The organism is Acidovorax sp. JMULE5, from assembly GCF_013376875.1.
Taxonomy (GTDB): domain Bacteria; phylum Pseudomonadota; class Gammaproteobacteria; order Burkholderiales; family Burkholderiaceae_C; genus Acidovorax; species Acidovorax facilis.
In genome coordinates this window covers 1,446,409-1,460,664 of the sequence record NZ_CP035951.1, presented here as the reverse complement: position 1 = coordinate 1,460,664, position 14,256 = coordinate 1,446,409, and the positions used below count along the sequence as shown (strand labels likewise).

The 14,256-nt window shown below is 65.1% G+C and carries 11 protein-coding genes; 6 read left to right on the top strand and 5 right to left on the bottom strand.

Annotated features, from left to right (window positions below; all coding sequences use genetic code 11):
* Positions 1–35 precede the first annotated feature (35 nt).
* From EXV95_RS06585 to EXV95_RS06570, 4 genes are all read left to right on the top strand, one after another.
* The gene (locus EXV95_RS06585) at positions 36–1,448 is read left to right on the top strand and encodes a sodium:proton antiporter (RefSeq protein ID WP_176886268.1); all 1,413 of its coding nucleotides are present in this window, start codon (positions 36–38) and stop codon (positions 1,446–1,448) included.
* Between the two features lie 166 nt (positions 1,449–1,614).
* The gene (locus EXV95_RS06580) at positions 1,615–2,607 is read left to right on the top strand and encodes a D-glycerate dehydrogenase (RefSeq protein ID WP_176886267.1); all 993 of its coding nucleotides are present in this window, start codon (positions 1,615–1,617) and stop codon (positions 2,605–2,607) included.
* Positions 2,608–2,688: 81 nt separating this feature from the next.
* The gene (rmuC, locus tag EXV95_RS06575) at positions 2,689–4,215 is read left to right on the top strand and encodes a DNA recombination protein RmuC (RefSeq protein ID WP_176886266.1); all 1,527 of its coding nucleotides are present in this window, start codon (positions 2,689–2,691) and stop codon (positions 4,213–4,215) included.
* The gene (locus EXV95_RS06570; protein WP_176886265.1) at positions 4,212–5,408 is read left to right on the top strand and encodes an MFS transporter; all 1,197 of its coding nucleotides are present in this window, start codon (positions 4,212–4,214) and stop codon (positions 5,406–5,408) included. The genes rmuC and EXV95_RS06570 overlap by 4 nt, the downstream gene beginning before the upstream one ends.
* Before the next feature lie 39 nt (positions 5,409–5,447).
* Here the strand turns inward: EXV95_RS06570 and EXV95_RS06565 are convergent, their stop codons facing one another.
* The 5 genes from EXV95_RS06565 to EXV95_RS06545 all read right to left on the bottom strand — a co-directional run bounded on the left by EXV95_RS06565 (position 5,448) and on the right by EXV95_RS06545 (position 9,767).
* The gene (locus EXV95_RS06565; protein ID WP_055402549.1) at positions 5,448–6,311 is read right to left on the bottom strand and encodes a TIGR00730 family Rossman fold protein; all 864 of its coding nucleotides are present in this window, start codon (positions 6,309–6,311) and stop codon (positions 5,448–5,450) included.
* A gap of 122 nt (positions 6,312–6,433) precedes the next feature.
* Positions 6,434–6,820, bottom strand: coding sequence for a fluoride efflux transporter CrcB (gene crcB / locus EXV95_RS06560; protein WP_176886264.1), 387 nt, complete (start codon positions 6,818–6,820; stop codon positions 6,434–6,436).
* 112 nt (positions 6,821–6,932) lie between these two features.
* Positions 6,933–8,237, bottom strand: coding sequence for a TRAP transporter large permease (locus tag EXV95_RS06555; RefSeq protein ID WP_176886263.1), 1,305 nt, complete (start codon positions 8,235–8,237; stop codon positions 6,933–6,935).
* Positions 8,238–8,255: 18 nt separating this feature from the next.
* Positions 8,256–8,765: a TRAP transporter small permease gene (locus EXV95_RS06550; RefSeq protein ID WP_176886262.1), complete on the bottom strand. Its 510-nt coding sequence runs from the start codon at positions 8,763–8,765 to the stop codon at positions 8,256–8,258.
* Positions 8,766–8,783: 18 nt separating this feature from the next.
* Complete coding sequence (locus EXV95_RS06545) at positions 8,784–9,767, bottom strand: TRAP transporter substrate-binding protein (protein ID WP_176886261.1); 984 nt, start codon at positions 9,765–9,767, stop codon at positions 8,784–8,786.
* A 173-nt stretch (positions 9,768–9,940) separates the two neighbouring features.
* Between EXV95_RS06545 and EXV95_RS06540 the strand changes: the two genes are divergently transcribed.
* Positions 9,941–10,495: a winged helix DNA-binding protein gene (locus EXV95_RS06540; protein ID WP_176886260.1), complete on the top strand. Its 555-nt coding sequence runs from the start codon at positions 9,941–9,943 to the stop codon at positions 10,493–10,495.
* Positions 10,496–10,574: 79 nt separating this feature from the next.
* Complete coding sequence (locus EXV95_RS06535; RefSeq protein WP_176886259.1) at positions 10,575–14,225, top strand: hydantoinase B/oxoprolinase family protein; 3,651 nt, start codon at positions 10,575–10,577, stop codon at positions 14,223–14,225.
* Positions 14,226–14,256 lie beyond the last annotated feature (31 nt).

Genomic DNA, 14,256 nt, shown 5'->3' with positions numbered 1-14,256 from the left:
GCCCCGATTTTTATAACTGGATGGAGACACAACCCATGAAACTCTCGCGCGGGCTGGCAGTGGCCGGTCTTTTGGCGGCACTGCCCGGTTGGGCCATGGCCGCCGACATCGATGGCAGCACGCTGTCCGTCCTCTGGGGCGTTCCGTTTGCGGGCATTCTGCTGTCGATTGCCCTCATGCCGCTCCTGGCGCCGATCTTCTGGCACCACCACTTTGGCAAGGTGGCGGCAGCCTGGGGGCTGGCGTTTCTGGTGCCGTTTGCCATCACATTCGGCCCCGGCATGGCGGGCGTGAGCCTGGTGCATGCGCTGGTGGCGGAGTACATCCCGTTTGTGATCCTGCTGACTGCGCTGTTCACGGTGGCGGGCGGGATTTTCATTCGCGGCAACCTGCACGGCAGCCCGGGGCTCAACACCACCATTCTGGCCATTGGCGCCGTGCTGGCCAGCTTCATGGGCACCACCGGGGCGTCCATGCTGCTGATCCGCCCCCTGATCCGCGCCAATGACAACCGCAAGCATGTGGCGCATGTGGTGGTGTTCTTCATTTTCATCGTGTCCAACGCCGGGGGCTCGCTCACGCCGCTGGGCGATCCGCCGCTGTTCCTGGGCTTCTTGAAGGGCGTGGATTTCTTCTGGACGGTGAGCCACATCTTCCAGGAAACGCTTTTCCTCGTGGGTGCGCTGCTGGCCATCTTCTTTGTGTTTGATTCCTGGTACTACCACCGCCGCGAAGAAGTGCTCCCGGCCGACCCCACGCCCGACAGCCGGGCCATCGGCTTTGACGGCAAGGTCAACTTTGCCCTGCTGGGCGTGGTGGTGGCGCTGGTGCTGGTCAGCGGCTTCTGGAAGTCGTCGGTGGTGTTCCACATCGCGGGCACCGAGGTCGGCCTGCCTGGCATCGTGCGCGACGTCGGGCTGGTCATCGTCACCTTTGTATCCCTGTGGCTCACGCCCAAGAAGGTGCATGAAGACAACCAGTTCGGCTGGGGGCCGATGCAAGAGGTGGCCAAGCTGTTTGCGGGCATCTTTCTCACCATCATCCCGGTCATCGCCATGCTCAAGGCGGGCGTCAACGGCCCGTTTGGCGCCGTTGTGTCGGCCGTGACCCGCGCAGATGGTTCGCCCGACCCGGCCATGTATTTCTGGGCCACGGGTGCCCTGAGCTCGTTCCTGGACAACGCCCCCACCTACCTCGTGTTTTTCAACACTGCGGGCGGCGACCCAGCGGTGCTGATGACCACCCTGGCGCCCACGCTGGCTGCCATCTCTGCGGGGGCCGTTTTCATGGGGGCCAACACCTACATCGGCAACGCACCCAACCTCATGGTCAAGGCCATCGCCGAAGACCGGGGCGTGAAGATGCCCAGCTTCTTTGGCTACATGTTGTGGTCGGGGGGCATCCTGGTGCCGCTGTTCATCGTGATGACTTTCATCTGGTTTAGGTAGTGGACATCCCCCTGAGCGGCTGCGCCGCTTCCCCCTTCTCTCGCACCGCTGCGCGCTGCGGGAAGGGGGACGCCGCCCTCGCTGCAGCTCTGCTCGGCGGCCCTGGTATTGGTGCATGCCCGTTTTACGTGCGGTGATCTCCACCCAATTGATTGGAAATAGCAATATGAGCCAACCCCGCATCCTGGTCGCGCGAGCGATCTTCCCCGACATCGTGGACCGCCTGCGCGAGCATTTCGACGTAGAAGCGAACCCCGACGACGTGATCTGGACCCCGGCCGAGCTGGCCGCGCGCCTGGCCGACAAGGACGGCGTGCTCACCACCGGCAGCCAGCGTATCGACGCGGCGCTGCTGGCTGCGGCGCCGCGCCTGAAGATCTGCGCCAACATGGCCGTGGGCTACAACAACTTTGATGTGGACGCGATGACGGCGGCGGGGGTGTTGGGCACCAACACCCCCGACGTTCTGACCGAGACCACGGCCGACTTTGGCTTTGCGCTCTTGATGGCCACGGCGCGCCGCATGACCGAGAGCGAGCATTACCTGCGCGCTGGCAAGTGGACGAAGTGGAGCTACGACATGTTCGCGGGCAGCGACATCCACGGCAGCACGCTGGGCATCATCGGCATGGGCCGCATCGGGCAGGGCATCGCCAAGCGCGGCGCGCACGGCTTTGGCATGAAGGTGGTTTATCACAACCGCTCGCGCCTGTCGGCTGACCTGGAAGCCGAATGCAAGGCCACCTACGTGGGCAAGGAAGACTTGCTGCGCACGGCCGACCATGTGGTGCTGGTGGTGCCGTACAGCGCAGCCTCGCACCACACCATTGGCGCGGCCGAGCTGGCGCTGATGAAGCCCACGGCCACCCTGATCAACATTGCGCGCGGCGGCATTGTGGACGACGCGGCGCTGGCCGTGGCGCTTCGCGAAGGCCGCATTGCCGCGGCGGGCTTGGATGTGTTTGAGGGTGAGCCCAGCGTGCACCCCGATCTGCTCACCGTGCCCAACGTGGTGCTCACGCCCCACATCGCCAGCGCCACGGTGCCCACGCGCCGCGCCATGGCCAACCTGGCGGCGGACAACCTGATCGCCTTTTTGGGCGGGCGTGCCCCCCTTACTCCGGTGAACCAGCCCGTGCCCGGCCTGCGGGCGCAGTAACGCCGGATTTATTAAGAGAAATTGGCCGCTAGCGCTTGATAGATAAGCGCTAGCAGCTATCGAAACCATAGTAATCCTTCCTTGACTACCGATACCCTCGTTCTGCTGGCCGCACTGGCCCTGGTGTTCATCGCGCTCGCGCTGCTGGCGCTGCGTCGCCCCCGCGTGGATTTGCCGCCCGAATGGCTGGCCCGCCTGCAGGCACTGGAGCGCACCACCCAGGCCACCCAGCTGGCCGTGGCCAAGAACGATGGCGCGCTGGATGGCATGGGCCAGCAACTGCGCGGCTTCACCCAAACCACGCAGACCACGCTGGAGGGGCTGCGCCACGCGGTCGATGAGCGTTTGACGCAGGCGGTGGCCGAATCGCGCAACGGCCGTGCCGAGCTGTTGGCCGCCTTTGGCGTGTTCGAGGCGCGGCTGGCGCAGCGCCTCACGGCCCTGGACGCAGCCACGCGCCTCACGCTCGATGCGCTCAAGAGCGACACCCAGTCGCAGCTGGGGGTGATGTCGCAAGCGCTCAAAGACCAGCTCGAAGCCAACAGCTTTCAGATCAAGAACCAGTTTGCGGTGCTGCAAGACGCGGTGTCGCAGCAGCTCACCGGGCTGGTGCAGGGCAGCCAGCACAACGCCGAACAACTGCGCACCGCGCTCAACGAGCGCCTGGCCGCCATCCAGGCCGACAACGCCACCAAGCTCGAAGAAATGCGCCGCACGGTGGACGAAAAGCTCCACGCCACGCTGGAGCAGCGCCTGGGCGAATCCTTCAAGCTGGTGAGCGACCGGCTCGAACAAGTGCACAAGGGCCTGGGCGAGATGCAGACCCTGGCGGGCAGCGTGGGCGACTTGAAGCGCGTGATGACCAACGTGAAGTCGCGCGGTACCTGGGGCGAAATGCAGCTGGGCGCCATCATCGACAACGTGCTTACCCCCGAGCAGTTCGCGCGCAACGTCAAGACCGTGCCAGGCAGCGATGAGTTGGTGGAATTTGCCATCCGCCTGCCGGGCAAAAGCGACGAGCACCCCGTGTGGCTGCCCATCGATTCCAAGTACCCGGTGGAGCAATACCAGCGCCTGATGGATGCGCAGGACGCGGCCGACAAGGCCGCCATCCTGTCTGCAGGCAATGCGTTCGAGACCTCGATCAAGCTCGAAGCCAGGAAGATCTTCGCCAAGTACGTCTCGCCCCCGCACACCACCGACTTTGCCGTGCTTTACCTGCCCACCGAAGGCCTGTTTGCCGAGGTCATGCGCCGCCCCGGCCTGGTCGAGGCCGTGCAGAACGATTGCCGCGTGATGATCACCGGCCCGGCCAATCTGGCCGCCATGCTCAACAGCCTGCAGATGGGCTTCAAGACGCTGGCGATTGAAAAACGCTCGTCAGAAGTGTGGAGCCTTCTGGGCATGGTCAAGACCGAGTTCGCCAAGTTTGGCGATGTGGTCGAGGCCACCAAAAAATCCATCGACGCCGCCGCCAAGAAGTTTGACGAGGTGGGCGTGCGCACCCGCGCCATCCAGAAGCGCCTGCGGGATGTGCAGGACCTGCCCGCGCCAGGGGCCACCACCGTGCCGTTGCCGGGGCTGGACCCTGAGGACGATCCGCTGTGAACTGGGCACTGGCCCGGCTGATTGCCGCGCAGATCTGTGTGCACGGCAGCATGGCTGGCATGCGGCTGGCCGCGCCCCTGCTCGCGCTGCGCGAGGGCTACAGCGTGGCGGCAGTGGGGTTTCTGGTGGCGCTGTTCGCGCTCACCCAGGTGTTTCTGGCCCTTCCTGCGGGCCGGTTTGCAGACCGCCATGGCCTGAAGCGGCCGATGGCTTATTCGGTGGCTGTGGCGTGCATGGGCGCAGGGCTGGCGGTGGTGTTTCCGACCTATGCGGTCTTGTGCGTTGCGGCCTTGATGACAGGGGCGGGCGCAGGGGGCGCCACCATTGCCGTGCAGCGCCACGCGGGCCGCGCCGTGCATGACGCCACCGAACTCAAGCAGGTGTTCAGCTGGCTGTCCATCGGCCCGGCGGTGTCCAACTTCATCGGCCCATTTGCGGCGGGGCTGGCCATCGACCATGCGGGTACCACCCCGGGCAGCCTGGAAGGCTACCGCGCGGCCTTTGCGTTGCTGGCGTTGCTGCCCCTGGTCAGTTGGTGGTGTGTGCGCAGCACGCAGGATTTGCCCGCTGCGGCTGCAGCCTCCGCCAAAGATGGCCCGCCACAGCGCGCGTGGGATCTGCTGAACGACCCACCGTTTCGCCGCCTGCTCATCGTGAACTGGCTCATCTCGTCGTGCTGGGATGTGCATGCCTTTGCGGTGCCGCTGCTGGGGCATGAGCGCGGCTTGTCGGCTGCGGTCATTGGCACCATCTTCGGGGCGTTTGCGATTGCGGCCACCGTGATCCGCGTGCTCATGCCCTTTGTGGCCAAGCACTTGCGCGAGCGGGGCGTAATGGCCGGCGCCATGCTGGTGACGGCCGTGTTGTTTGCGGTGTACCCCATGCTGCAAAGCGCCTGGGCCATGGGGCTGTGCTCGGTGTTGCTGGGCCTGGTGCTGGGCACGGGGCAGCCCATGGTGATGAGCCTGCTGCACCAGATCACGCCCTCACATCGCCAGGGCGAAGCGCTGGGTCTGCGCCTCATGGCCATCAACGCATCCAGCGTGCTGATGCCCCTGATGTTCGGATCGGCCGGGGCGGTGATTGGCGTGAGCGGCCTGTTCTGGGGGGTGGGCGCCGCAGGCCTGGGCGGCGCCCGGCTGGCGTGGCGCATCGGGGGCGAGAAAAAACAGCCGGGGCAGGGGCCGGGCTGAGTGCCGCTTGCCGTGCGGAGCCAGTAGGCGAAGAAATGCCTACAGCTGGTAGAACGACTTGATCAGCTCCCACGCCTCTTGCGGGTCGTCGGTGTAGTGAAAGAGCTTGAGGTCTTGGGCGGAGATCGTGCCTTCTTCCACCAGCACTTCGAAGTTGATCAGCCGCCTCCAGTAGTCGGTGCCAAACAGCACGATGGGCACCGGCTTGGCCTTCTTGGTCTGCACCAGCGTGAGCACCTCAAACAGTTCGTCCAGCGTACCAAAACCCCCCGGGAAGGCCACCAATGCCTTGGCGCGCATCATGAAGTGCATCTTGCGCAGCGCGAAGTAGTGGAACTTGAAGGAGAGCGAGGGCGAGATGAAGCGATTGCCGCTTTGCTCATGGGGCAGGGCGATGTTCAGGCCGACGTTCAGTGCACCGGCTTCGTGGGCACCCCGGTTGGCGGCCTCCATGATGCCGGGGCCGCCGCCCGTGCAGATGTAGATGCGGTCTGCGGGGCGCTGGTGCTCGCTGTATTCCGCCACCACCTTGGCGAACTGGCGGGCGAGGTCGTAGTAGCGGGCGTTGCGCACGGCCTGCTGGGCACGCTGCAGGCGCACCTCGTCGCCACTGGCCTCGGCCTCGGCCAACTGGGCTGCGGCCTCGTCGGGTGCCACAAACCGGGCGCTGCCGTAGACCACCACGGTGTTCTCGATGCCTTGCTCGGCCTGGCCCAGGTCGGGCTTGAGCATTTCCAGCTGAAAGCGGATGCCGCGTGTCTCGCGGCGGAACAGGAATTCCGGGTCGGCAAACGCGAGGCGATAAGCGTCTGCGTGCAAGGGGTTGCCGTTGACTGCGTGGTTCTGCAGTTCCGCCCAGGCATCGGCCAGGCGGCGTTCGTTGAGTTGGGTGTTGGCGTCCATAAGAGACTCTTCGTGTCGGTCTGTAGGGGGAAAAGGGGTGGGGCGAATGCTGCGGCCACCGGCTTGGGCAGCGTAATGCAATGGAGGATGAGGTGTAGAGAAAAATGGGCCCTTGGGCAAGTCTACAATGCGCGGGCTGCTATGAAATATGAAGCACTTTGTATGCCAAGCGCCGTCAGGCATAGCGACCCGAACAGGTGCAGTGCTGTGGTTCCCAGGGCCATGGCGTAGCGTTGCACCATCAGCATTTCAACCACCTCGGCCGAGAAGCTGGAGAACGTGGTGAGTGCGCCCAGAAAACCCGTGACCAAGGCCAGCCGCCAGACGGGATCGATCTGGGGCAGGGCGTGAAAAACAGCCACACACACGCCGATGAGATAACCGCCCACCAGGTTGGCTGCCAAGGTTCCCCAGGGAATCAAGCAGCCCGGGCTGAGCCACAGGCCCAGGCGCCAGCGCGCCAGTGCGCCCACACAGGCGCCGATGCAGATGGCCAGAACATTGAGCATGGGGGGATTGTCACAGCAAATGAAGTCCCCCTGGGTCGCTTCGCGCCTTCCCCCAAAAGAGCAAAACGGAGTGGCCCTGGTCTGGACCACACCCGTTTCGTATGCCGGCGGCTCAGCGCGCCGCCATCTGCTGCGGCAGCCAGGTGACGATGCCGGGGAAGATATAGAGCAGCGCCACGGCCGCGCACATCAGCAGGAACATGGGCAGGGCCACCTTGGCAATCCAGGGCAGCTGGCGGCCGGTCATGCCTTGCAGCACGAACAGGTTGAAGCCCACGGGCGGTGTGATCTGCGCCATCTCGACCACCAGCACAATGAAGATGCCGAACCAGATGGGGTCGATGCCCGCAGCCTGCACGGTGGGCATGAGCACGCCCATGGTGAGCACCACCATGGAGATGCCGTCCAGGAAGCAGCCCAGGATGATGAAGAACACGGCCAACGCGACGAGGAGCTGCCCCTGATTCAGCCCGAGCGACGCAATCCATTCAGCCAGGTGGCGCGGCAGACCGATGTAGCCCATCGATAGCGTGAGAAACGCGGCACCGGCCAGGATCAGCGCAATCATGCAGTACAGGCGCGTTGCGCCCATCAGCGATTCCTTGAAGGTGCTCCAGCTCATCGAGCCCTGCACGGCCGAGAGAACCAGCGACCCCACCACGCCCACGGCCGCTGCCTCGGTGGCGGTGGCAAAGCCGGTGTAGATGCTGCCCAGCACCGCCGCAATCAGCAGCACCACGGGGATCAGGCTGCGCGACTCGGCCAGCTTTTGCGCAAAGGTCAGGCGCACGTCGGCGGCGGGCACCTGGTCGGGGTGGCGCAGCGCCCAGACCATGATGTAGCCCGAGAACAGGGCCGCCAGCAGAATGCCCGGCAGCACGCCCGCGATGAACAGCTGCGAGATGGACACTTCGGCCGATACGCCGTAGACGATCATGATGATCGACGGCGGGATCAAGAGGCCCAGCGTGCTGGCCCCGGCCAGCGTGCCCACCACCATGTGCTCAGGGTAGCCCCGCCGCGTGAGCTCGGGCAGCGTCATCTTGCCAATGGTGGCGCAGGTGGCGGCACTCGACCCCGAAACGGCGGCAAAAATCGTGCAGCCCACCACGTTGGTGTGCAGCAGGCGGCCCGGCAGGGCCTGCACCCAGGGCGCCAGGCCCTTGAACATGTCTTGCGACAGCCGCGTGCGAAACAGGATTTCCCCCATCCAGATGAACAGGGGCAGGGCGGTCAAGGTCCAGCTGGAGGCACTGCCCCAGATCGTTACCGCCATCGCGTCGCCCGCTGGGCGCGACGAGAACAGCTGCATGCCGATCCAGGCTACGCCCGAGAGGGTGAGCCCGATCCACACGCCGCTGCCCAGGATGAGGAACAGAGACAGGACCAGCAGGCCGGTAATGGCGAGATCACTCATGGTGTTGGTAGTCCTGGTCTATTCGTTGCGCAGCGCTTCGCCGGATGTGGTGTCGGCGCGTTTTCCCATCACCTCCAGCACCAGCTCGTCGATGAAGGCGATGGCCAGAATCACCGTGCCCACGGCCATGGCGATCTGCGGAATCCACAGCGGCGTGGCATCGCTGCCCGTGGAGATGTCGTGGAACTCGTGCGACTGCCAGGCCAGCTTGCAGCTGTAGGCAGCAAACAGGGCAGCCAGCAGCGTGGCAATACCCAGCGCCCAGATCTCAAACGCCTTTTTCGCGCCGCCCTTGAGGAAGTTGAGCAGCAGCGTGACGCGTATGTGTTCCCCGCGCTTCAAGGTGTGCGCCAGCGCCAGAAAACCTGCTGCGGCCATCAGATAGCCCGCATAGGCATCGGTGCCCGGCACGTGGAAGTGGAACTGCCGACTGGCGATGGACAGCAACACCATGCCCAGCAGGCCGACCATAAAAAGCGCCGCCAGGGCGGCGGCGCTGTCGTACAGAAAGTCCAGCAGACGACGCATTTGCGAAGGCGCCTGGGCTTACTTGCGGTAGGCGTCGATCAGGGCCTTGCCTTCGGGGCCGGCCTTGTCCAGCCATTCCTTGAGCATGGTGTCGCCGACCTTGGCCATGTCGGCCTTCAGTGCGGCGGGCGGCGCTTCTACCGCCATGCCATTGGCCTTGAGCTTGGCGATGGTGTCGGTATTGACCTTGGCGCTGGCAGCCCAGCCGCGTGCTTCGGCGTCGGCACCGGCCTTGAGCAGGGCGTCCTGGCTGGGCTTGTCCAGCGCGTCAAAGGCCTTCTTGTTCACCAGCACGGCGTTCTTGGGCAGCCAGGCCTGGGTGTCGTAGTAGAACTTGAGGTGCTCATATAGCTTGCTGTCCACGCCGGTGGCGCCCGAGGTCATCGTCGATTCGACCACGCCCGTGGCGAGGGCCTGCGAGAACTCTGCGGCCTGCACTGTCACCGGCTGTGCACCCACCAGCTCGGCAATGCGGGCGGTGGCGGGGCTGTAGGCGCGCCACTTGATGCCCTTGAGGTCGGCGGCCGAGGCCAGGGGCTTCTTGGTGTAGATGCCTTGCGGAGGCCAGGCCACGGCATACAGCAGCACCATGCCTTGTTCGGCCAGCTTCTTCTCGAGGAAGGGCTTTTGCGCAGCGTAGAGCTTCTTGGAGGCGTCGTAGCTGTCGGCCAGGAAGGGCAGGCCGTCCACGCCAAACAGCTGCCACTCGTTCTGGAAGTTGGCCAGCAGGATCTCGCCCATCTGCGCCTGGCCGCCTTGCACGGCGCGCTTGATTTCGGGGGCCTTGAACAGTGCGGCGTTGGCATGCACCGTGATCTTGAGCTTGCCGCCGGTAGCCTTGTCCACGTCGCCGGCCAGCTGCACCATGTTCTCGGTGTGGAAGTTGGTGGCGGGGTAGGCGGCGGCCAGGTCCCACTTCGTTTGCGCAAAAGTGGAAGTGGCGGCAAGGCCCGCAGCCAGGGTCAGGGCGAGTGCGGTCACGGGGAAGATTCGACGCTTCATGGATATTGCTCCGCAGGGTTGGATGTAACAAATCAATGTATCGGAAGTCGGTCAAATTGCGATAGGTGTTTTGCCTAAACGCTGACAAATTGCCAACAAATTACCATCGACTTGCCTACAATGCCCCATGCATATCCCGTGCCAATGACAGAACCCGCAGGCCCGAACCCGCCATGAAATCTGACGCCAAGCCCAAGGCCAAGTCCGTGCTTCCACCCAAAGCCGACTCCGGCCCCATCGTGTCGTCGGCGCACCTGGTATCGGCGCAGAGCGCGGAGATGAGCGAGTTCGAGTTCGGCCTCATCGTGGCGGGCAATGCGTTCCACCGCTGGGTGGTGCACTGCATGGCGGCGGCGGGACTCAAGGATCTGACGCCGCTCGACGTGGTGGTTCTGCACCATGTCACGCACCGCGCGCGCGACAAGCGCCTGGCCGACATCTGCTTCATCATGAATGTGGAAGACACGCACCTGGTGAACTACGCGCTGAAAAAGCTGCAGAACCTGGGCGTCGTGGCCTCGCAAAAGAACGGCAAGGAAGTGACCTACGCTGCCACCGATGTGGGCCGTGCCTACGTGCAGCGCTACCGCGAGATCCGCGAGAGCTGCCTGATCGACGCCCTGAAAGCCGACGATGCGCTCAACCGCGACATCGGCGAGCTGGCCCGGTTGCTGCGTGTGCTCTCGGGCATGTACGACCAGGCGGCGCGCTCGGCGGCATCCCTTTGATCGGCGCAGAATTTTGAACAAAACCACGCTCTAGCGCTTATCTGATAAGCGCTGGTGGCTATCAAAAAGATAGTTATTCATGTCCCACCAAGTTTCACCCATGTCCCGCTGGCAGTTCTGGATCGACCGGGGCGGCACCTTCACCGACGTGGTGGGCAAGCGGCCGGACGGCACGCTGGTCACGCACAAGCTGTTGTCCGAGAACCCCGAGCAGTACAAGGACGCGGCTGTCGCAGGCATCCGCCACCTGCTCGGTTTGAAGCCCGGCGAGCCCGTGACGCCCGCACTGGTGGAGTGCGTGAAGATGGGCACCACCGTGGCCACCAACGCGCTCTTGGAGCGCAAGGGAGAGCCCACGCTGCTCATCACCACCAAGGGCTTCAAGGACGCGCTGCGCATCGCCTACCAGAACCGCCCGCGTCTGTTCGACCGCCACATCTTGCTGCCCGAGCTGTTGTACGAGCGTGTGATCGAGGCGCAGGAGCGTGTGGGCGCACGGGGCGAGGTGATCGAGCCGCTGGACGAAGCCCACCTCAAGGAACGCCTGTGGGCCGCTTATGACGCAGGCCTGCGCAGCGCGGCCATCGTGTTCATGCATGGCTACCGCTACACCGCACACGAAGAGGCTGCCGCCCGCATTGCGCGCGCGGCGGGCTTCACGCAGGTCAGCGCATCGCACGCCACCAGCCCCATGATGAAGCTGGTGAGCCGGGGCGACACTACGGTGGTGGATGCCTACCTCTCGCCCATCCTGCGCCGCTACGTGGACCAGGTGGCGAGCGAGATGCCGGGCGTGAAACTGTTCTTCATGCAGTCGTCGGGCGGGCTGACGGATGCGCAGGTGTTCCAGGGCAAGGACGCGATCCTCTCGGGCCCCGCAGGTGGCATTGTCGGCATGGCGCGCACTGCGGGGCTCGCGGGCCACGACAAGGTCATCGGCTTTGACATGGGCGGCACCAGCACCGATGTGAGCCACTACGCGGGCGAGTTCGAGCGCGAGTTCGAGACGCAGGTGGCGGGCGTGCGCATGCGTGCGCCCATGATGAGCATCCATACCGTCGCTGCGGGCGGCGGCTCCATCCTCGGCTTTGACGGCGCGCGCTTCCGCGTAGGCCCCGAAAGCGCGGGCGCCAACCCCGGCCCTGCCAGCTACCGCCGGGGCGGCCCGCTGGCCGTGACGGATGCGAACGTGATGGTGGGCAAGATCCAGCCCGCGCACTTCCCCAAGGTGTTTGGCCATGCAGCCAACGAAGCGCTTGACCGCGATGTGGTGGGGCAGAAGTTTGCGCAGCTGGCGGTGCAAAGCGGCCGCTCGCAAGAAGACGTGGCCCATGGCTTCATCCAGATCGCCGTGCAGCAGATGGCCAATGCGATCAAGAAGATCAGCGTGGCGCGCGGCTACGACGTGACACGCTACACCCTGCAATGTTTTGGCGGCGCGGGCGGCCAGCATGCCTGCCTGGTGGCCGATGCGCTGGGCATGACGCGCGTGTTTGTGCACCCGCTCGCAGGTGTGCTCAGCGCCTACGGTATGGGCTTGGCGGACCAGAACGTGATCCGCGAACAGGCCGTGGAAACCAAGCTGGTGCCCGATGCGCTGGCAGGCATCGAAGCCACGCTGGACCAACTGGCCACCACCGCGCGCACCGAGCTGGAGCGCCAGCAGGTGGGCGCGGGCACAGCCTTGGTGCACCGCCGCGTGCATGTGCGCTATGAGGGCAGCGACTCGGCGCTCATCGTGCCATTCGGCTCGCTGGCCGAAATCACCGTCGCATTCGAGAACGCCTACCGCCAACGTTTTGCCTTCCTCATGCAGGGCAAGGGCCTGGTGGTGGAGGCCATATCGGTCGAGGCCGTGGTGCCCGGCGATGCGCCCGTGGAGCCGCGCCACGCGCTGCAGCCCGCGCGCGAGGTGCCGCGCCGCAGCACCGTGCGCATGTACACCGGTGGCGTGGACGGTGCAGCGGCCTGGCATGACGCCGCGCTGGTGGTGCGCGAGGATCTGCGCCCCGGCGACGTGATCCCCGGCCCGGCCATCATTGCCGAGAAGAACGCCACCACCATCGTCGAGCCCGGCTGGGAGGCGCAGCTGACTGACCTGGACCACCTGCTGCTCAACCGCCGCGTGGCGCGTGCCGTGCAGCACGCCGTGGGCACCACGGTGGACCCGGTGCTGCTGGAAGTGTTCAACAACCTGTTCATGAACATTGCCGAGCAGATGGGGCTGCAGCTGCAGAACACGGCCTACTCGGTGAACATCAAGGAGCGCCTCGACTTCAGCTGCGCGCTGTTCGACACCGCTGGCAACCTCATTGCCAATGCGCCGCACATGCCCGTGCACCTGGGCTCGATGGGCGAGAGCATCAAGACCGTGATCCGTGAGAACGCGGGCAAGATGCAGCCCGGCGACGTGTTCGTGCTCAACGACCCGTACCACGGCGGCACGCACCTGCCGGACATCACGGTCATCACGCCGGTCTACATCGCCAACGAGGCCGAGCCCACGTTCTATGTGGGTAGCCGAGGCCACCACGCCGATGTGGGCGGCACCACGCCGGGTTCCATGCCACCGTTCTCGACGCGCATCGAGGAAGAGGGCGTGCAGATCAACAACGTGAAGCTGGTGGAGCGCGGCGTGCTGCGCGAGGCGGAGATGATTGCGCTGCTCGAAAGCGGCGAATATCCATCGCGCAACCCGCAGCAGAACATGGCCGATTTGCGCGCGCAGATCGCAGCGAATGAGAAGGGCCAGCAGGAGCTGCGCCGCATGGTGGGCGAGTTTGGGCTGGACGTCGTTCAGGCGTACATGCGCCATGTGCAGGACAACGCCGAAGAATCTGTGCGCCGTGTCATCACGCGCCTGAAGGACGGCGCGTTCACTCTGCCGCTGGACAACGGCGCGCAGATCAGCGTGGCCGTGAAGGTGGATGCAGCGAGCCGCAGCGCCACCATCGACTTCACCGGCACCAGCGCGCAGCAGACGAACAACTTCAACGCGCCCACGGCAGTGTGCATGGCGGCGGTGCTGTATGTGTTCCGCACTCTGGTGGATGACGACATTCCGCTCAACGCCGGGTGCCTCAAGCCGCTCAACGTCATCATCCCGCCCGGCAGCATGCTCAACCCCAACCCGCCAGCTTCGGTGGTGGCGGGCAATGTGGAGACTTCCACCTGCATCACCAATGCGCTGTACGGCGCACTGGGCCTGATGGCGGCGGGGCAGTGCACCATGAACAACTTCACCTTTGGCAGCACGCGCTACCAGTACTACGAGACCATCTCGGGGGGCAGCGGCGCGGGCGGCGTGTGGGATGCCAACGGGCAGCTCACTGGCGGCTTTGCAGGCACCAGCGTCGTGCAATGCCACATGACCAACTCGCGCCTCACGGACCCCGAGGTGCTGGAGTTCCGCTTCCCGGTGCGGCTGGAGGGCTACGAGATTCGCAAGGGCTCGGGCGGCGCCGGGCGGTGGAAAGGCGGCGACGGCGGCGTGCGCCGTGTGCGCTTCCTGGAGCCGATGACGGCCAGCATCCTGTCGAACGGCCGCCACCATGGCGCGTTTGGCATGGCGGGCGGCCAGCCGGGCGCTGTGGGTATCAACAAGGTGGTGCGCAGCGATGGTCGGGTGGAGCTGCTGGACCACATCGGCCAGGCCGAGATGCTGCCGGGCGATGTGTTTGAAATCCACACGCCGGGCGGCGGCGGCTTCGGATCTTCAGGCCAAAAATAGTAATCAAAATGGCTGCCTGCGCTCGTCCATC

Bases quoted from the DNA above. Each gene is read 5' to 3' on its own strand.
- EXV95_RS06535 (WP_176886259.1), top strand. From the start codon at position 10,575: ATGTCCCACCAAGTTTCACCCATGTCCCGCTGGCAGTTCTGGATCGAC.
- EXV95_RS06580 (WP_176886267.1), top strand. From the start codon at position 1,615: ATGAGCCAACCCCGCATCCTGGTCGCGCGAGCGATCTTCCCCGACATC.
- EXV95_RS06585 (WP_176886268.1), top strand. From the start codon at position 36: ATGAAACTCTCGCGCGGGCTGGCAGTGGCCGGTCTTTTGGCGGCACTG.
- EXV95_RS06550 (WP_176886262.1), bottom strand. From the start codon at position 8,765: ATGCGTCGTCTGCTGGACTTTCTGTACGACAGCGCCGCCGCCCTGGCG.
- crcB (WP_176886264.1), bottom strand. From the start codon at position 6,820: ATGCTCAATGTTCTGGCCATCTGCATCGGCGCCTGTGTGGGCGCACTG.
- EXV95_RS06555 (WP_176886263.1), bottom strand. From the start codon at position 8,237: ATGAGTGATCTCGCCATTACCGGCCTGCTGGTCCTGTCTCTGTTCCTC.
- EXV95_RS06545 (WP_176886261.1), bottom strand. From the start codon at position 9,767: ATGAAGCGTCGAATCTTCCCCGTGACCGCACTCGCCCTGACCCTGGCT.
- EXV95_RS06565 (WP_055402549.1), bottom strand. From the start codon at position 6,311: ATGGACGCCAACACCCAACTCAACGAACGCCGCCTGGCCGATGCCTGG.
- EXV95_RS06540 (WP_176886260.1), top strand. From the start codon at position 9,941: ATGAAATCTGACGCCAAGCCCAAGGCCAAGTCCGTGCTTCCACCCAAA.